The organism is Phycicoccus sp. M110.8, from assembly GCF_032464895.1.
GTDB lineage: Bacteria > Actinomycetota > Actinomycetes > Actinomycetales > Dermatophilaceae > Pedococcus.
In genome coordinates, this window is sequence record NZ_JAWDIC010000001.1 from 1,989,733 (window position 1) to 2,006,724 (window position 16,992).

General features: G+C 74.9%; 15 protein-coding genes and 1 riboswitch. Of the genes, 7 read left to right on the forward strand and 8 right to left on the reverse strand.

The genetic code is table 11. The annotated features are described in order from the left end of the window. Positions 1-73: 73 nt before the first annotated feature. Positions 74-302, reverse strand: a riboswitch (cobalamin riboswitch). Positions 303-415: 113 nt separating this feature from the next. The 3 genes from RKE38_RS09465 to RKE38_RS09475 are packed head-to-tail and all read left to right on the forward strand — an operon-like array spanning position 416 to position 3,541. After that, entirely contained in the window at positions 416-1,558 is a 1,143-nt protein-coding gene (locus RKE38_RS09465; protein ID WP_316007178.1) for a lysylphosphatidylglycerol synthase domain-containing protein, read from the forward strand. Positions 1,559-1,574: 16 nt separating this feature from the next. Next, positions 1,575-3,191: a DUF4389 domain-containing protein gene (locus RKE38_RS09470; RefSeq protein ID WP_316007179.1), complete on the forward strand. Its 1,617-nt coding sequence runs from the start codon at positions 1,575-1,577 to the stop codon at positions 3,189-3,191. Positions 3,192-3,208: 17 nt separating this feature from the next. Next, on the forward strand, positions 3,209-3,541 hold the full coding sequence (locus RKE38_RS09475; protein ID WP_316007180.1) for a hypothetical protein: 333 nt from the start codon (positions 3,209-3,211) through the stop codon (positions 3,539-3,541). A gap of 37 nt (positions 3,542-3,578) precedes the next feature. Here the strand turns inward: RKE38_RS09475 and RKE38_RS09480 are convergent, their stop codons facing one another. Beyond that, a complete protein-coding gene (locus RKE38_RS09480) occupies positions 3,579-5,276 on the reverse strand; it encodes a glycoside hydrolase family 13 protein (RefSeq protein WP_316007181.1) in 1,698 nt (565 codons plus the stop codon). 39 nt (positions 5,277-5,315) lie between these two features. After that, positions 5,316-6,365 (reverse strand): YafY family protein, encoded by a 1,050-nt coding sequence (locus tag RKE38_RS09485; RefSeq protein WP_316007182.1) that lies wholly within the window; start codon positions 6,363-6,365, stop codon positions 5,316-5,318. Positions 6,366-6,466: 101 nt separating this feature from the next. Here RKE38_RS09485 and RKE38_RS09490 point away from each other — a divergent pair, with 101 nt between their 5' ends. After that, complete coding sequence (locus RKE38_RS09490; RefSeq protein ID WP_316007183.1) at positions 6,467-8,032, forward strand: MFS transporter; 1,566 nt, start codon at positions 6,467-6,469, stop codon at positions 8,030-8,032. A gap of 51 nt (positions 8,033-8,083) precedes the next feature. Here the strand turns inward: RKE38_RS09490 and RKE38_RS09495 are convergent, their stop codons facing one another. The 4 genes from RKE38_RS09495 to RKE38_RS09510 form a co-directional block, all read right to left on the reverse strand. Beyond that, positions 8,084-8,530, reverse strand: a complete 447-nt coding sequence (locus RKE38_RS09495) for a hypothetical protein (protein ID WP_316007184.1) — start codon at positions 8,528-8,530, stop codon at positions 8,084-8,086. A gap of 140 nt (positions 8,531-8,670) precedes the next feature. Next, positions 8,671-9,027 carry a hypothetical protein gene (locus RKE38_RS09500; RefSeq protein ID WP_316007185.1) on the reverse strand — a complete coding sequence of 119 codons (357 nt, stop codon included), beginning with the start codon at positions 9,025-9,027 and terminating at the stop codon, positions 8,671-8,673. After that, complete coding sequence (locus RKE38_RS09505) at positions 9,024-10,253, reverse strand: pyridoxal phosphate-dependent aminotransferase (RefSeq protein WP_316007186.1); 1,230 nt, start codon at positions 10,251-10,253, stop codon at positions 9,024-9,026. Before RKE38_RS09505 ends, RKE38_RS09500 begins: the two co-directional genes overlap by 4 nt. Before the next feature lie 109 nt (positions 10,254-10,362). Beyond that, positions 10,363-10,998 (reverse strand): hypothetical protein, encoded by a 636-nt coding sequence (locus tag RKE38_RS09510; RefSeq protein ID WP_316007187.1) that lies wholly within the window; start codon positions 10,996-10,998, stop codon positions 10,363-10,365. 226 nt (positions 10,999-11,224) lie between these two features. Here RKE38_RS09510 and RKE38_RS09515 point away from each other — a divergent pair, with 226 nt between their 5' ends. The 3 genes from RKE38_RS09515 to RKE38_RS09525 all read left to right on the forward strand — a co-directional run bounded on the left by RKE38_RS09515 (position 11,225) and on the right by RKE38_RS09525 (position 14,781). Continuing rightward, positions 11,225-11,668, forward strand: coding sequence for a MarR family winged helix-turn-helix transcriptional regulator (locus tag RKE38_RS09515; RefSeq protein WP_316007188.1), 444 nt, complete (start codon positions 11,225-11,227; stop codon positions 11,666-11,668). A 252-nt stretch (positions 11,669-11,920) separates the two neighbouring features. After that, positions 11,921-12,469, forward strand: a complete 549-nt coding sequence (locus RKE38_RS09520; RefSeq protein ID WP_316007189.1) for a MarR family winged helix-turn-helix transcriptional regulator — start codon at positions 11,921-11,923, stop codon at positions 12,467-12,469. Further along, complete coding sequence (locus RKE38_RS09525) at positions 12,469-14,781, forward strand: MDR family MFS transporter (RefSeq protein WP_316007190.1); 2,313 nt, start codon at positions 12,469-12,471, stop codon at positions 14,779-14,781. The genes RKE38_RS09520 and RKE38_RS09525 overlap by 1 nt, the downstream gene beginning before the upstream one ends. Here the strand turns inward: RKE38_RS09525 and RKE38_RS09530 are convergent. After that, the gene (locus tag RKE38_RS09530) at positions 14,750-16,243 is read right to left on the reverse strand and encodes a sensor histidine kinase (RefSeq protein WP_316007191.1); all 1,494 of its coding nucleotides are present in this window, start codon (positions 16,241-16,243) and stop codon (positions 14,750-14,752) included. The genes RKE38_RS09525 and RKE38_RS09530 overlap by 32 nt on opposite strands. Then, positions 16,240-16,896, reverse strand: a complete 657-nt coding sequence (locus RKE38_RS09535; RefSeq protein ID WP_316007192.1) for a response regulator transcription factor — start codon at positions 16,894-16,896, stop codon at positions 16,240-16,242. Before RKE38_RS09535 ends, RKE38_RS09530 begins: the two co-directional genes overlap by 4 nt. Positions 16,897-16,992 lie beyond the last annotated feature (96 nt).

Consider the following 16,992-nt stretch of genomic DNA (forward strand, 5'->3'; position numbering starts at 1 on the left):
CCGGCATACCGCTGCCGCGCACGTCGCACCGCTGTCGCTGGACCCGCCCTCGAGGCCACGACTCCACCACGCGCGGGTGCGCGTGGCCGCTGGCAGGTCTTCGGACTCCCGGGCGTGCCGTGGACGGCAGGTGCCGACCACGGTTCCTACTGGCCGTCGCTTCCCACGCCCGGGGGCGCAGTGCTTGGTTGACGGCGGTCGTTCCCGGTCACCGCTGCGGGGCAGTCCCGGAGTCGCACCGGGTTCCCTCTTGCCCCGGAGCCGATGGATCTCGGCCCCGGACCAGCTGGGGACCACCATATGGGGTGGCGGGTGCGGAATCTCGGCACCAGATGTGGTGTCCGCGTGTCCCGGCGTGTCGCGCCGGGGTCGAAGGTCCCTGTGCCGGCCGGCGGCGGGCGCCCACCATGGGGCCGTGTCCGCGACCGGCCCCGACCGGCGGGCGCGGTCGCCGCTGCCCGCCTCCCGTGGCGCGCGGTGGCTGCGCGAGGGGGAGGCCGTCGCCGCCGCGCTGCTGGCGATCGCCCTGCTCGCCTTCGGCCTGCCGCGCGTGGCGGGCGTGGGCTGGGACCAGGTCGGTGCGGTGCTGGCCCAGCTGACCGTGGCCGAGGTCGGGCTGCTCACCGCCGTGTGGCTCGCCGGGCTCGCCGTGCAGACGGTGGCGCTCTCGGCCGCCCTGCCCGGCCTGAGCCACCGGCGGGCGTTCTTCCTCAACATCACCGGCAGCGCGGTGTCGAACCTCCTGCCGCTGGGGGGCGCGGCCGGGTCGGCCGTCAACTACTGGGCCGTGCGGGCCTGGGGCTTCGGGACCGCCGCGTTCCTGCGGTGGGCCCTGCTCACGAACATCTGGGACGTGCTGGGCCGGCTCGCGGTCCCGGCCCTGGCGCTCGGCTGGTTCCTCGCCTCGGGCACGCACTCCGAGGCGCTCACCACCGCGGGCCTGGGTGCCTGCGCCACCCTGCTGGCGCTGGTCGTGGTGACCGTGGTCGTGCTGCGCGAGCCCCGCCGCGTCGCGTGGCTGGGACGGGTGGTCGACCCCGTCGCGACCCTCCTGCGCCGCCTGCCCGCGCCGGGCACGTCCTACTCCGACCGCGTGGTGGCGGCCGTCGCGTCGGTCGCCGACCTCGTGCGGGTCGCGTGGGTGCGGCTGACGGTGGGCAAGCTCGCGTATGCCGTGATGCAGGCGGTGCTGCTCTGGCTCTGCCTCGACCTGCTCGGGGCGCGACCGCCGCTCGTGGTGGTGGCCGGGGCGTTCGCGGTGGAGCGGCTGCTGTCGCTGGCGGTCATCTCGCCGGCCGCGACCGGGATCGTCGAGCTGGGCATGACGGGGCTGCTCGTCGCCCTGGGCACCGCCCCTGCCCCTGCCGCGGCCGCCGTCCTGCTCTACCGCCTGTTCGTGATCGGCATGGAGGTCCCGGTCGGCGGGGCGCTGCTGGGCTGGTGGCTGCTGCGCCGGCTGCGGGACCGCGCGCGGGCTCGCCGGGCGACGGGGCCCGCCGTCGACCCCGGGCCCAAGGGCCCTAGGACGCCCACGGCGACGGCGCGACGGTCGAGGTGACACAGGAGGTCCTTCCATGGCTGCGTTCCCGACCGCACCGGCGGCGCCCGCACCGCGCCCGGTCGCCTACCCCGTCCACCTCGACGCCGACACGAGCCCGCACGCCTCCCGCTGGCTGTGGCTGGTGAAGTGGCTGCTGGCGATCCCCCACGTCATCGTCCTGGCGTTCCTCTGGGCGGCGTTCGCCGTGCTGAGCATCGTGGCGTTCTTCGCGATCCTCATCACGGGCGAGTACCCGCGGGCCCTGTTCGACTTCAACGCCGGGGTGCTGCGGTGGAGCTGGCGTGTGGCGTACTGGTCCTACGGCGCCCTCGGCACCGACCGCTACCCGCCGTTCACGCTCGCCGAGGTGCCGGACTACCCGGCCCACCTCGAGATCGACTACCCGGAGCACCTCTCGCGGGGCCTCGTGCTCGTGAAGTGGTGGCTGCTCGCCATCCCGCACTACGTCGTGGTCGCGGTCCTCGTGGGGTCGGGCTCGTACGCCGTGCACACGGCCGACCGCTGGCGGACGGTCGGCGCACAGACCGGGCTCATCGGTGTGCTCGCACTCGTCGCCGGAGTCGCGCTCGCCGTGACCGGGCGGTACCCGCAGGCCCTCTACGACCTGCTGCTCGGGCTCAACCGCTGGGTGATCCGGGTCGCCGCCTACGTCGGCCTCATGACCGACGCCTACCCCCCGTTCCGCCTCGACCAGGGTCCGCACGAGCCGTTCGCCATGGCCTTCGCCGCAGGGGGCGCGCCCGCGCCCACCGCCGGTGGTCCGGCGACCGGGTCGGTCGTCCCCTCGGGGTCCGGGGTTGGGGCAGGGCCGGCGCCCGGGGCGGGAACCGGCCCCGCGCAGCCGGGCGTCGCGGGTGGCGGACCGGGTGGGACCTACCCGCCCGCGCCGGCAGGGCCGCCGTCCGGACCCGTCGGTCCCGCCGCCCCGCGCACCGGGTGGGTCGCGGGACGGGTCGTCGGGGTGGTGGCCGGGTCCGTCGCGGTCCTGGTGTCGCTCGGCATGCTCACCGGTGGGCTGGCCCTCGTCGTCGCCGACAACGCCGCGCGCCAGGACGGCCTGGTCACCGTGGTCGACCGCACCGTCCGCTCGGCGGGGTATGCCGTCGTCACCCCGTCGGCCGTGGTGGACAGCAGGTCCGACGGGACCGACTGGGCCGCCAGGGTGGTCGGAGACGTGCGCATCCGGGTGACGCCGCAGTCCGCCGGCCAGTCGGTGTTCGTCGGCATCGGGCCGACGGCCGACGTCGACCGCTACCTGGCCGGGGTGGCGCGCACCCAGGTGGCCACGCGGTCCTCCGGCGACCGTGACCTGGCCGGGGTCGCCCCGGCGACGACGCCGACCGCGGCCCCGTTCTGGGTCGCCCGGGCGCAGGGCACCGGCACGGTCGACCTGCGGTGGCGTCCCACCAGCGGCGACTGGTCCGTCGTCGTCATGAACTCCGACGCCTCCGCCGGGGTCTCCGCCGCCGTGCTGGCGGGCGCCGAGCTCCCGTGGCTCGGCACGGTCGGCGTGGTGCTGCTCGTCCTGGGTGTGCTGCTGCTCGTCGCCGGGGCGGTCCTCGTCGTGGTGATGGTCCAGCGCGCCTCGGTGCGGCACCCCGGCCCACCCGTCCAGGCGGCCACGCCGTGAGCCGGCAGGGTCGCCCGGTGACCCTGCGTGGGTCCACGGCGACAGCGGTCGTGCTGGCCGTGGCGGTCCTGTTGCTGGTCGGCGCGTGTGCCGCCGACGCCAACCCGTCGGTGTCCTCCAGCCCGGGCGTCCCGGGCTTCTGGCTCGGCCTGTGGCAGGGGTTGATCAGCCCGATCACGTTCCTGGTGTCGCTGTTCCGCGACGACGTGGGCATCTACGCCGTGCGCAACTCCGGCGCCTGGTACGACTTCGGCTTCATGCTCGGCGTCTCCATCATCTTCGGCGGGAGCGCCCGCTCGGGCGCCGCAGCGAGCCGGGCGGCACCCCGGCGCCGGCGGCCCGGCAGCTGAGGGGCCCACCGGCACGACGTGCGGGGGGTGTGTCGGGTCAGGCCGGGCGGAGCCAGGCGGCGGCGTCGACCGGGAGCATCCCGGCGTCCACCGGCGCGCTGGCGAGCAGCACCTGCGTGTCGCCGGGCAGTGCGACCGGCGCGGACGAGATGTTGACGACGCACCGCAGGACCGACCCGCGCTCCAGGTCGAGCACCCCGTCGGCCGACTCCCGCCACCGCAGGCCCACGGCGCCGAGGCCCGGCAGGTCCCGCCTCAGGTGCAGGGCCTCGCGGTAGAGGTTGAGCATCGAGCCGGGGTCGTCGCGCTCGCGCTCCACGGTGTACCGGTCCCAGCCCTCGGGCTGCGGGAGCCAGGTCGACGCGCCCGCAGGGCTGAACGCGTACGGCGGGTGCTCGCCGGCCCACGGCAGGGGGACCCGGCAGCCGTCGCGGCCGCGCATCGTCCCGCCGCTGCGGGCGAACATCGGGTCCTGGAGCACCTCGTCCGGCAGGTCGTCGACGTTGGGCAGGCCGAGCTCCTCGCCCTGGTAGACGTAGGCGCCGCCCGGCAGTGCGAGCATGAGCAGCGCGGCCGCCCGGGCCCGGCGCGTGCCGAGCTCGAGGTCGGACTCCTCGCCGGCGCCGTCGGTGATGAAGACCGAGCTCGTCGTGCGGCGGCCGTACCGCGTGACGAGCCGGGTCTCGTCGTGGCTGCTCAGCACCCAGGTCGACGGGACGCCGATGGGTTCGTACGACGCGAGCGTCGCGTCGATCACCGACCGCAGCGCGCCGGCGTCCCACGCGGACTTCATGTACGGGAAGTTGAAGGCCGAGTGCATCTCGTCCGGCCGGAGGTACTTCGCCAGCCGCTCGGGCCCGTTGACGACGGCCTCGGCGACGAACACGCGGTCGCCCTCGTAGGTGTCGGCGATCCGGCGCCACCGGCGGAAGACCTCGTGCACGGTGTCGACGTCCCAGTGCGGGTTGTCGGTCCACTCCAGCGTGCGGAACTCGGCGACGTCGCCGTAGTCGGCGTCGGGCAGCCCGGCCGCCTTGCCCATGGCCGGGGCCGCGTCGATCCGCAGGCCGTCGACGCCGCGGTCGAGCCAGAACCGCAGCACGTCGTCGAAGTCGGCGAGCACGTCGGGGTTGGTCCAGTCGAGGTCCGGCTGCTCGAGCGCGAACATGTGCATGAACCACTGGCCCGGCCGGCCGTCGGCCTCGGTGACGCGCTCCCAGGCGGAGCCGCCGAAGCAGCTGATCCAGTTGTTGGGGGGCTCGTCGCCGCCGGGTCCGCGGCCGTCGCGGAAGAGGTACCGCGCCCGCTCCCGCGACCCCGGACCCGCCGCCAGCGCAGCCCGGAACCACGGGTGCTGGTCGGACGTGTGGTTGGGGACGACGTCGATGATGACCTTGAGGCCGAGCTCGTGCGCCCGGGCGATCACGGCGTCCGCGTCGGCGAGCGTGCCGAACATCGGGTGGATGTCGAGGAAGTCGCTGACGTCGTAGCCGCCGTCGGCCATGGGGGAGGGGAACCACGGCGAGATCCAGATCCCGTCGACCCCGAGGTCGGCGAGGTAGGGCAGGCCCTCCAGCAGGCCGGGCAGGTCGCCCTCGCCGTCGCCGTTCCCGTCGGCGAAGCTGCGCGGGTACACCTGGTAGATGACGGCGTCGCGCCACCACGCGCCGGCCGAGCCGCCGGTGGCCGCGTCGGGGGACGCGCTGGGGGACGCGCTGGGGAGGGTGTCGGTCATGCTGCGCTCCTGGGGCCGCGCCGGTGGGGCGATCCGAACCTAGTGCGCGCGGTCGTCCGTGTGCACCCGCTGACCGCGACCAGTCCGGCGTTCGGCCGGCGGCGGACCGCCGCCGGGGCCTGCGCCGACCGCGGCGGCGAACCGGGCCGACCAGTCGGCGAGCTCGGCCCGCACCTCCGGGGTGGCCTCCTCGATCGTGAACGGCGCGCCGATCACCCCGAGGCCGAAGATCGCCCACCGCGGCTCGAGCGCCTCCATCTCGATGCGGCACGAGTGCTCGTCCACCGGGGTAAGCGAGGCCCACGGCCCGGTCCGCGGCTCGACCTGGGCGGCGGGGGCGTGCACCAGCACGCGTACGGTCGTGCGGACCTCGTTGCGGGACAGGCCGTTGCGCACGTATGCCGCGGCGTCGCCGCCGGGCACCTCCCGCGGGCGGAACCGCGCCCGCGTGCCCTCGGGCTCGCTCAGCCGGTCCATCCGGAAGGAGCGCCAGTCCTGCCGGTCGAGGTCGTAGCCGAGCAGGTACCACCGGCGCCCGACGGTGACCAGCCGGTGCGGCTCGACGTGCCGCCGCAGGTCCGAGCCGGCCGCCTGGCCACCCCGGGCCCGGTAGGTGAACCGGAGCCGCTCGGTGTCGCGTGTCGCCTGGGCGACGACCGCGAGCACGTCGGCGCGCACCGTCGGTGCCTGGGAGAACGGCGAGTCGTCCGTGACGGCGCGCAGCGCCTCCGCCCGGCGCCGGAGCCTCGGTGGCAGGACCTGGACCACCTTCGACAGGGCGCTGACCGACGCCTCCGACAGCGTGCCGCTGGTGAGCTGCGCGGCACCGTTGAGCGCGACCACCATGGCGATCGCCTCGTCCTCCTCGACGGTCAGCGGCGGCATGGCGGCTCCGGCGCCGAGCTGGTAGCCGCCCTCGACGCCGCGCACCGAGTCGACGGGGTAGCCGAGCTCGCGCAGCCGCTCGATGTCCCGGCGCAGGGTGCGCTCGGACACCTCGAGCCGGCCCGCCAGCTCCCCGCCGGGCCAGAACCGGTGGGTCTGCAGCAGCGACAGCAGCCGGAGGGTGCGCGAGCTCGTGTTGGCCATGGGTCGACAGTCTCGCACCATGCGGTCAGGAAGTGACCGGAATGCTCCCTAGCGTCGTCGGGAGAAGCACACCGCAGCAGTCCTCGACGAAGGAGACCCCGATGAGCACCACGCTGGACACCGACCTCCCGGCCCCGGTCCCCGCGGCCGCCCCACCTGTCCCGCCCGACGAGGCGGGCGCGGCGCCGACGGCCTCCGCCCGCGCCCGCGGCCCCCTGCCGGTCGGCCGGGCCCGCACCATCGCCCTGCTCAGCCTGTTCCTGGCCTCGACGATGGAGCTGCTCGACACGACCATCGTCAACGTCGCCCTGCCGACCATCGAGTCCGGGCTGCGCGCCACCGACACGCAGCTGCAGTGGATGGCCGCGGCATACCCGCTCGCCTTCGCCCTCGCCCTCATCACCGGCTCGCGGCTGGGGGACCTGCTCGGTCGCAAGCGGGTCTTCGTCGCCGGGCTCGTCGGATTCACGGCCACCTCGGCCGCCTGCGGCCTGGCCCCCACCGCCGAGGCGCTCGTCGCCTTCCGGGCGGTGCAGGGCGTCGCGGCCGCGGCGATGATCCCGCAGGTGCTCTCCAGCCTGCAGGTGATGTACCGGCCGCACGAGCGGGCCCGGGCGATGGGCATGTTCACCGGGCTCGCCGGCCTGTCGGCGGTGCTCGGCCCCGTCATCGGCGCCGTGCTCACCCAGGCGGACGTGGCCGGACTGGGCTGGCGCGCGATCTTCCTCGTCAACGTCCCCTTCGGGCTGGCCGCGGTCGCGGCGGCCCTGCGCTGGGTGCCCGAGTCGGTCGCCGAGCGGCGCCCGCGGATCGACCTGCGCGGGGTCGTGGTGCTGGCGCTCGGGCTGCTGGGCGTGCTCTACCCGCTCACGCTCGGGCGCGAGCTCGGCTGGCCCGCCTGGGTGTATGCCGCGATGGCGGCCGGCGTGGCCGTCCTCGTCCTGTTCGGCCGGGCCCAGTGGCGGGCCGAGCGGGCGGGCCGCGAGCCGCTGGTGGCGACGAGCCTGTACCGCGGCCGCGGGTTCGCCGCAGGGTCGACGATGAACGCCCTGCTCTTCGCCTCGATGTCGTCGTACTTCCTGTGCCAGACCGTCTACCTGCAGGCAGGGCTCGGCTGGTCGGTGCTGCGGGCCGGGCTCGCCGGAGTGCCGTTCGCGCTGACCACCACGGTGTTCGCCGGGGTCGGCGTCGCGGTCCTCGCGCCGCGGATCGGCCGACGGGTGCTGCAGATCGGGGCCCTGACCTGGGCTGCCGGCGCCGTGCTCATCGGCGTGGCCGTGCACGGGGCGGACGCCTCGACGTCGCTGTGGGCGTTCCTGCCGGGGTTCGTCGTCGCGGGTGCCGGGTTCGGCCTCATGGTGTCGCCCATCGGGGTGTTCACGCTGGCCGACGTGCCGGTCGACAAGGCCGGGTCGGCGTCCGGGCTGTTCAGCACCACCGGGCAGCTCGCAGGGGCGACCGGGGTGGCGGCCGTGGGGTCGCTGTTCTTCTCCGTGGCGCAGGCGCACGCGTCGTCCTCGCCGGTCGAGGTCTTCCGGCCCGCGGTCGAGGCGTCGCTGGCAGTGCTGGTCGGGCTCATGCTCGTGGCCGCCCTCGTCGCCCGCGCGCTACCCCGCCACCCCCTGGTCACGGCCGAGGCGGCCGGCGTCGTGGCGGACGCCGACTGAGCCGCCGCGGCGTCCCCACCCTCGCTCGGCGTGGGTGGGGGCGTCGCGTCGTCAGCGGGGTGCGTCCTGCCGGCCGCGCGCAGGGGCGCCGGCCCGCGCGAGCTCGTGCACCCGTCGCGCGGCGGCCACGACCAGCGCCACGGCCAGCGGCAGCTCGACGAGCACCGCGCTGAGCACGGAGCCGAGGCGGTCACTCGCGTTGGCGGTGGTCACGTCGAACCACGCGTCGGCGCCCAGCATCCCGGCGGCCGCCACCGCAGCGAGCGCGAACTCGGGCCGGCGGCGCAGGCCCAGCCACGCGGTGGCCGCGAGCAGCGCCGCGACGAGGACGTCGAACCCGACCCACGCCAGGCTCCACGTCGACACGGTGTAGCGGGTGGGCAGCGAGACGCCCAGGTATGCCGCCCACGGGACCAGGGCGGCCGCGGCGAGGAGCAGGAGCAGCCGCCGGAGGCGCGTCGGGCGCTCGTGGTTCCGCAGGTCATGGATGACGCTCATGTCGGCCTCCTCGTCCCCGTGCCCGACCCGGTCGGGTCGTCGGCGCGGTTCGAGCATCGCCCCGCGGGCTGGCCGCCACCCGGGCCGCACCTGTGCCGGTGCTGTGACTGCGCGCGCCGGGCAGGCCTGTGCCAGCCGGATCAGGACCAGCCGTGGACGACGAGCAGCGCCACCTCGACCGCCGCCCCGACGGTGGCGAGGCCCAGGACCACAGCGGTGGTGGTCCACGCCGACCACCGCCAGGTGAGGGCGCCCGTCGTGCGGCGCTCGGGCGCTCGGAAGACCGACCACCAGCGGTTGTCGGCGAGCGGGCCGTACCGGCCGTCCGGTCGAGGGACGAAGGGCGCCCACCAGCTCCCCTCGCGCCGGGCTCGCAGCCCCTCCTGCGCGACGGTGACGGTGACGGCGCGGAAGACCCAGGCCAGCGCGGCGAGCAGGAGCAGCGCGACCACGACGAGGAACGTGCGCGCGCCCCAGAGGAAGAGCTGGCCGCTCACCGGCGGCGGGTGTCGAGGAACTCGCCGATCCGGCCGATCGCCTCGGTGAGCACCTCGACGTCCGGCAGGGTCACGAGCCGGAAGTGGTCGGGCTCGAACCAGTTGAAGCCGGTGCCGTGCGTCACGAGGATCTTCTTCTCGCGCAGCAGCTCGATGACGAACGCCTGGTCGTCCTCGATCGGGAACTGCTCGGGATCGAGGCGCGGGAAGCAGTACAGCGCCCCGTGCGGCTCGACGCAGGACACGCCCTCGATCTCGTTGAGCAGCCGCCAGGCCGTCTTGCTCTGCTCGTAGAACCGGCCGCCGGGGTGGATGTACTCCTCGATCGACTGGTAGCCGCCGAGCGCGGTCTGGATCGCGTGCTGCCCGGGGACGTTGGCGCACATCCGCATGTTCGCCAGCAGGGTCAGGCCCTCGAGGAAGTCCGACGCGAGCGACTTCGGGCCGGACACCATGACCCACCCCGCCCGGTAGCCGCACACGCGGTAGGCCTTCGACAGCCCGCTGAAGGTGAGGCACAGGACGTCGTCACCGGCATACGTCGCGGTGTGGTGGTGCACCGGCTGGTGCTGGTCGTCGGCGAAGAGGATCTTCTCGTAGATCTCGTCGGACATGAGGACGAGGTCGTGGCGCCGGGCGATGTCGACGAGCCCGCGCACCGTCCCCTCGCTGTAGACAGCGCCGGTGGGGTTGTTGGGGTTGATGACGACGAGGGCGTGGGTGTTGGGGGTGATCTTGGCCTCGATGTCCTCGAGGTCGGGGTTCCAGCCGTTCGACTCGTCGCAGCGGTAGTGGACCGGGGTGCCACCGGCGAGCGTCACCGCGCCGGTCCACAGCGGGTAGTCGGGGGCCGGCACGAGGATCTCGTTGCCCTCGTCGACGAAGGCCGTCAGCACCATGGAGATGAGCTCCGAGACGCCGTTGCCGATGAAGACGTCGTCGACGTGCGTGTCGGTCAGGCCGCGCGACTGGTAGTAGTGCGCGACGGCCGTCCGGGCCGAGTAGATGCCGCGGGAGTCGCTGTAGCCCTGGGCGTTCGGCAGGTGGTGGACCATGTCCTGCAGCACGGCCTGCGGCGCCTCGAAGCCGAACGGTGCGGGGTTGCCGATGTTGAGCTTGAGGATCTTGTGGCCCTCGGCCTCCAGCCGCTGCGCCTCGACCAGGATCGGGCCACGGACGTCGTAGCGGACCTGGTGCAGCTTGCGGGACTGGGTGATGCGGCGCACGCGTGCAGTGTGCCAAACCCCGGCGGGTACGGCCCTCCAGGCGCCACCACCCGGACGGCGCGGCTTCGTCACACGCACCCTCGCACGCCGCCCCGCGCCCCTCCCCGGGTCAGCGGCTCCGTGACGGGTCCAGCAGCTCCACGGTGGTGACGACCCGGGTCAGCCCGGGCGTGCGGGGCGTCGAGGAGAAGCCGAACGAGCACGGCGGGTCGACCGGGGCGAGGTCGCCGAGGTCGGTGCCGCGCCAGGTGCCCGACAGGGAGGTGACCCGGTGCAGGTCGGTCGCGCCGTACCACTCGCGCCGGCCCTCGAGCGCCGCGCCGCGGGTGCGGACGCCGCGGAGCACGGTCCTCGCGACCGGGTCGACCGCGCCGGCCCACCACGTGCTCGTGGCGACGGGCTCGGGCACGGCGCGCAGCAGCCAGCCCAGCGGTGCCCGCCGGCCGATGCCGAGGCGCAGGGACAGCACCCCGCCGGCGGTGACCCGCCAGCCGCGACCGCGCGGGCCACGGTCCTCGGCGACGGCCACCGGCACCTGGACGACCTCGTCGAACGCGTAGGTCTGCGCCACGAAGTCGGCCACCCCGGGCGACGGCGCGAGCAGCGTCCGGTGACCCGCTGCGTCCTCCACCATGACGTCGGCGAAGGTGCCGAGCGGTGACTCGAGCCAGCGCCCGACGACGAGCCGCGCACCCGAGGTCGAGCCCGCGCCCGCGATCGCGCCCACGAACCGCAGCCGGCTCACGGCGCGGGCCAGCCGGGTGCGGGCCTGCGGGGTGCGGGCCTGCAGGGTGTGGCTGGGTGTGGGGCGGGCACGGGGCTCTGCCTTCCGGACGGGGACCCGCGCCGGCTGCCGGCGCGGTCGGGCCAGTATCGCCCGGGTCGCCGGGCCGCGCCCCGGACGGCGACACGCGTGCGACCTCCGCCGGGCGACGTACCGTGGCCGCGGGCTGCGCCCGTACTCTTTCGCCATGTCCCGTTCCCCGCTCGGCGAGCTCGAGGTCGAGCTCACGCGGCTCATGCGGCGGGCGCGCAGCGCCCAGCAGCGGACCGCCGCCGAGGTGCACCCGGACCTGGACTCCGCCGGGTATGCCGTCCTGATCGCCGTGCGCGACCTGTCCGCCTCGGGCGGGGGCGCCCGCGGCGGCGAGGTGTCCGAGGTGCTGGGCCTGCACAAGTCGACGACCAGCCGGAACCTCACGACCCTCGAGGACCTCGGCCTCGTCGAGCGGATCCCCGACCCCGACGACGCGCGGGCCCGCCAGGTGCGGCTGACGCCGCAGGGCGCCGAGGCGCTCGACCGCTCGGTCCTCGGGCGCCGCGCGCGCCTGCGGGCTCAGCTGCAGGCCTGGGAGGCGGCCGACATCGCCGCCCTCGCCCGCCTCCTGCGCAAGCTCAACGACTCCGGCACCTGACCGCAGCGCCGCCTGACTCCGGAGCCGGGCCGCCTGACACCGGAACCGGCTGACGCGCTCCTCCCCGCGCGACCCCGAGGGGGCCCGACCGCCGGCGCTCTGTCCTTCCGCACAACGGCGGTTGCGCGGCAACCCGCGGCTCATCAACCCGCGGTGTGCCGAGCAACCGCCGTTTTGGTGCTGTCGGGTATCAAGTTGCATTCAGCAACTAAGTGATTTAAAGTTGCGTAGCGCAACCAAAGGAGTTCCCCAATGACCACCACGGCCCCCACGGCACCGACGAGCGGCGCGCCCACCGACGCCGCCGTCGACCACGCCCTGGAGGTGCTGTCGGCACTGACCGGGCTGATCCGCACCAGCCGGTCGATCGGCCGCCGCCTCCAGGAGGAGGGCGCCGGCGCGTCGGGCACCCCCGTCGCCGTCCTCAAGGCCCTGGCCCGCGCCGACGGGCACGACCGCCCCGGTGACCTCGCCGTCGCCGCCGGCGTAGCCCCCTCGGTCGTGAGCAGGGTCCTGCCCAAGCTCGAGGAGGACGGCCTCGTCCGCCGCCGCCCCGACGAGTCCGACGCCCGGTCCTGCCGGATCGCCCTCACCGACGAGGGCGTGGCGCACCTGGCCCGGGTGCAGCGCCTGACCGCCGCGCGCCTCGCGCCGGCGCTCGACGGAATACCCCCCGGCGACCTCGACCGGCTGCCCCGGCTGCTCGCCGAGCTCGACCGCGCGCTCGTGCGCGCCACCGACCCCCACCCCGCAACGACGCGGCACCACGAGACCACCACGACCCCACAGGACAACGACTGATGTCAGCCACCACCGTGCCCGCCACCGGGATCCCCGAACAGACCGGGGAGATGAGCCACCGGCAGATCCTCGAGGCCATGACCGGCCTGCTCGCCGGCCTGTTCACCGCCCTGATGAGCAGCACGATCGTCTCGACCGCGCTGCCCACCATCATCGGCGACCTGCACGGCACCCAGCGCCAGTACACCTGGGTCATCACCGCCTCCCTGCTCGCGACCACCGTGAGCACCCCCATCTGGGGCAAGCTCTCGGACCTGTTCAGCAAGAAGCTGCTCGTCCAGCTGTCGCTCGCCGTGTTCGTCCTCGGCTCGGTGGCCGCCGGCCAGTCGCACAGCGTCGGGTTCCTCATCGCCTGCCGCGTCGTCCAGGGACTCGGCATGGGCGGTCTCACCGCCCTGACCCAGTCGATCCTCGGCGCCATGATCGCCCCCCGTGAGCGTGGCCGGTACTCCGGCTACATGGGCGCCGTCATGGCCGTCTCCACCGTGAGCGGCCCGCTCCTGGGTGGCTTCATCGTCGACAGCGGCCTGGGCTGGCGCTGGACGTTCTACGTCTGCGTCCCGCTCGCGATCATCGCGATGTTCATCCTCCAGGCGACGCTGCACATCACCACGCCCAAGCGGATGCCGAAGATCGACTACCTGGGCGCGGTCCTCATCGCCATCACGTCCTCGCTGCCGCTGCTCTGGGTCACCTTCGCGGGCAACGACTTCCCGTGGTGGTCGACGCAGACCGCCCTCTACCTCGGCGGCACCCTCGTCGGCCTGGCGCTGACGATCGTCGTGGAGCTGCGCGCTGCCGAGCCGATCATCCCGATCCGGCTGCTGCGCAACCTCACCACCGGCCTGGTCATCATCGCCAGCGTGGCGGTCGGCGTCGCGATGTTCGGCGGCACGACCTTCCTCAGCCAGTACTTCCAGGTCTCGCGCGGCTACAGCCCCACCCACGCGGGGCTGCTCACCATCCCGCTCATGGGTGCGCTGCTGCTGTCCTCGACCATCGGTGGCCGCTACGTCAGCAACACCGGCAAGTGGAAGGGCATCATCGTCGTCGGCGGCGTCCTGCTCACCGCGGGCCTGGTCTGGCTCGGCCGGCTCGACCACCTCACCCCGCTGTGGCAGATCGGCACGGCCATGGCCCTCATGGGCCTGGGCATGGGCATGATGATGCAGAACCTCGTCCTCGCCGTGCAGAACTCGGTCGACGTCCGCGACATCGGCGCCGCCTCCGCGAGCATCGCGTTCTTCCGCACCCTCGGTGGCGCCATGGGCGTCTCCGTTCTGGGTGCGGTGCTGGCCAACGGGGTGCGCGACCACGTCGCGGAGGGCCTGCGCGCCCTCGGCCCGAAGGCGGCTGCGGCGGCACAGTCCGGCGGCGGTACCGGCACGCTCGACATCAAGGACATGCCGGCACCGATCCGCGAGATCGTCCGCGCCGCCTACGGCGACTCCACCGGGCACATCTTCCTCATCGCCGCGGTGTTCGGCGTCGTGGCCCTGCTGGCGGTGCTCTTCGTCAAGGAGGTGCCGCTGCGCACCACCGTCTCGATGACGGAGGAGTCCCCGGTCGCCGCGGCCGCGGCGACCGCCGCCACCACCGGGACGGGTGCGCCGGAGGCCACCGGCCTGGTCACGTCGACCGGCGCGCAGGAGCGCACCGACAGCCCGGCCGAGGACGTCCTGGCCGGTCCGTCGGCGGCCGAGCCCGTGGTGGTCGAGCCGGCGGTGGCGGCCCCCGAGCGGGTGCTCGAGCCGCAGTCGCAGGCGGATGCCGAGGAGCTCACCGCCGTCGCGGCCCTCGACGTCCTCAGCGCTGCCGAGCAGGAGGTCCGGCGACGCGCCCGGGCCGGCGACGAGGCCGTCGCGGCGGCTCGCACGCTGGTCACGTCGCTGGGGCGCGAGGTCGAGGAGGCGCTCGAGGGCTTCCAGCGCGGGCTCGCCTCGGTCCTGCGGGACCTCGACGACCCGGCGGCCGGACGCCACTCCACCCACCGCGTCGCCGAGCAGCTGCACGACCTCGAGTTCACCCTCCTGCGCAGCAGCCAGGCCACGGCCGACCGGGTCGTCGCGGCGGCGCACGCCGAGGCCGAGACGATCGTGGCCCGTGCCCGGCTCGAGGCCAGCCGCGTGGGCGGACGGTCCGCGCCGGCTGCGGACCGCGACCTCCCGGCGGACCGCATCCCCTCCGCCGACCGCACCGATGCCGCGGACCCCACCTTCCCGGCGGACGGCGCGGCCTCCGGGGACGGCTCCACGGCAGGGCAGGAGCCGGCCGAGCCGGTCAGCCTGCCGAACCGGCCGGCCCAGGACTGAGGCGCCCCGCCCCCACGTCGCCGTGGTCCTGCCCCGCTCGCTCGAGCGGGAGCAGGACCACGGCGCGGGTGCCGGGTCCCGCGTCCTCGAGCCGGACCGAGCCCCCGTGCCGGCCCACGAGCTCGCGGACGATCGCCAGGCCCAGCCCGCTGCCGCCGCTGTCGCGGTCGCGGGCGTCGTCGAGCCGGGCGAACCGGTCGAACACGCGCTCGCGGTCGGCCTCCGGGATGCCGGACCCGTCGTCGGAGACGGTGACCTGCGCGACGTCCGGGCCGTCCTTCGCCGGGTGACGGGAGACCTCGACCACGACGCCCGACGCGGCGTGCCGCACCGCGTTGTCGAGCAGGGCCGACAGCGCCCGGTCCAGCTCCTCGGGCCGGCCCCGCATCACCACGGGACCCGCTCCCCCCACGGGACCGGCTCCTTGCGGGGGGCCTGTTGCCTCGGCCCCGTCACCGGCCCGGACGGTCACGGGCACGCGCGCCACGGCATACCGCGCCACGACACCGGCCGCGAGTGAGCCGAGGTCCACCGGCTCCAGCCGTCGGGACGGGCTCGGTGCTCCCGCCCGCGCGAGCACGAGCAGGTCGTCGACGATGCGTCCGAGGCGCTCGACCTCGGGCAGCAGGTCGGCTGCCAGCCCGTTGCCCTCGCCGAGGCGTTGGGCCACCTCGAGCTGGGTGCGCATCGTGGCGAGCGGGCTGCGCAGCTCGTGGGCCGCGTCCGCCACGAACGCACGCTGCCGCGCGCTCGCGTCCGCCAGCCGGGCGAGCATGCCGTTGAGGGTCGTCGCCAGCGCCTGCACCTCGTCGCGGGTCGGCGGCACCGGCAGCCGCTCGCCGGGGTCGGCGGCCTCGCCGATCCGCTCGGCGCCCCGGCGCAGCGCCTCGACCGGGCGCAGGGCCGACCCGATGACGCGCCAGGCGATGGCCGCGATGACCAGGAGGAAGGCGGGGAAGGCGACGAGCAGCAGGGTGCGCACGACCCGCCGGCTCGTCTCGAGGTCGGCCGTGGGCACCGCTGCGACCACGAGCACGGGCGCGTCCGACGGGCCGGCCGCGACCCCCGCCACCTCGAGCGGACCCGACACACCGGCGCGCGAGCCCGGCACCCGCACCGGGTCGCCGCGCAGGACCCGCGGCCTCTCCTGCGGCGTCACCACCGGGGTGAGCCGGTCGGCCGCGACCGAGCCGGAGAGCACCCGGTTCTGGGCGTCGAGCACCTGCACGAGCTGCGCCCCGCTCACCGGCACCGGGTCGGGCAGCCGCCCGTCGTTGACGAGCACCGCCACGTCCTGCGCGCTGGAGCGGGCCTCGGCGCGGACGGCGCGGTCGAGCGCGGCGCCGGTCGCGGCATACAGCACGCCCCCGCCGAGCAGCAGCGCGCCGATGATGCCGACGAGGCCGATCGTCATGAGGCGCACCCGCAGGGTCCGCCGCGAGTACCAGCCCGAGACCCTCATGCCCGCAGGCGGTAACCGCTGCCGCGCACCGTCTCGATCCGTTCCCGGCCGAGCTTGCGGCGCAGGTAGCCGATGTAGACCTCGACCACGTTGGGGTCGCCGCGCTGGCCGGCACCCCAGACGTCGTCGAGCAGCGACTCCTTGGACACCACGCTCGGGTGCGCGCGCAGCAGGTGCTCGAGCACGAGGAACTCGGTGCGGGACAGGTCGACCGCAGCCCCCTCGACCTCCACCCGGCGCGACGACGGGTCGAGGGTGATGCCCGCCGCGTCGAGGACCGGCGGCCGCGGCGCCGGGCCGCGGCGCATGAGGGCGCGCAGCCGGGCGACCAGGACGACGAACGAGAAGGGCTTGGTCAGGTAGTCGTCGGCGCCGTAGTCGAGCCCGTCGGCCTGGTCGTACTCGCCGTCCTTGGCCGACAGCAGCAGCACGGGCACGCCGTTGCCCTCCTCGCGCAGGGTCCGCACGACCGTGTAGCCCGACAGGCCCGGCAGCATGATGTCGAGCACCACGGCGTCGTACCCGCCGAAGCGCGCCGACTCCAGCCCGGACGGCCCGTCGGCGGCCACGTCGACGACGAAGCCCTCGGCGCCGAGTCCCCTGGCCAGCGCAGCGGCCATCCGCTGCTCGTCCTCGACCACCAGCACCCGCACGGCGACCACTCTGGCACGACGGCCCGCAACGGGACCGCCGCTCGGGTGCAGGGCAGCTCCGCGTCGTCTCAGACTCCTCACAGGTGGGCGGGCGCA

Coding starts and splice junctions, on each gene's coding strand:
- RKE38_RS09530 (WP_316007191.1), bottom strand. CDS start 16,243: ATGAGGGTCTCGGGCTGGTACTCGCGGCGGACCCTGCGGGTGCGCCTC.
- RKE38_RS09520 (WP_316007189.1), top strand. CDS start 11,921: ATGACCACCACGGCCCCCACGGCACCGACGAGCGGCGCGCCCACCGAC.
- RKE38_RS09525 (WP_316007190.1), top strand. CDS start 12,469: ATGTCAGCCACCACCGTGCCCGCCACCGGGATCCCCGAACAGACCGGG.
- RKE38_RS09515 (WP_316007188.1), top strand. CDS start 11,225: ATGTCCCGTTCCCCGCTCGGCGAGCTCGAGGTCGAGCTCACGCGGCTC.
- RKE38_RS09495 (WP_316007184.1), bottom strand. CDS start 8,530: ATGAGCGTCATCCATGACCTGCGGAACCACGAGCGCCCGACGCGCCTC.
- RKE38_RS09480 (WP_316007181.1), bottom strand. CDS start 5,276: ATGACCGACACCCTCCCCAGCGCGTCCCCCAGCGCGTCCCCCGACGCG.
- RKE38_RS09490 (WP_316007183.1), top strand. CDS start 6,467: ATGAGCACCACGCTGGACACCGACCTCCCGGCCCCGGTCCCCGCGGCC.
- RKE38_RS09470 (WP_316007179.1), top strand. CDS start 1,575: ATGGCTGCGTTCCCGACCGCACCGGCGGCGCCCGCACCGCGCCCGGTC.
- RKE38_RS09485 (WP_316007182.1), bottom strand. CDS start 6,365: ATGGCCAACACGAGCTCGCGCACCCTCCGGCTGCTGTCGCTGCTGCAG.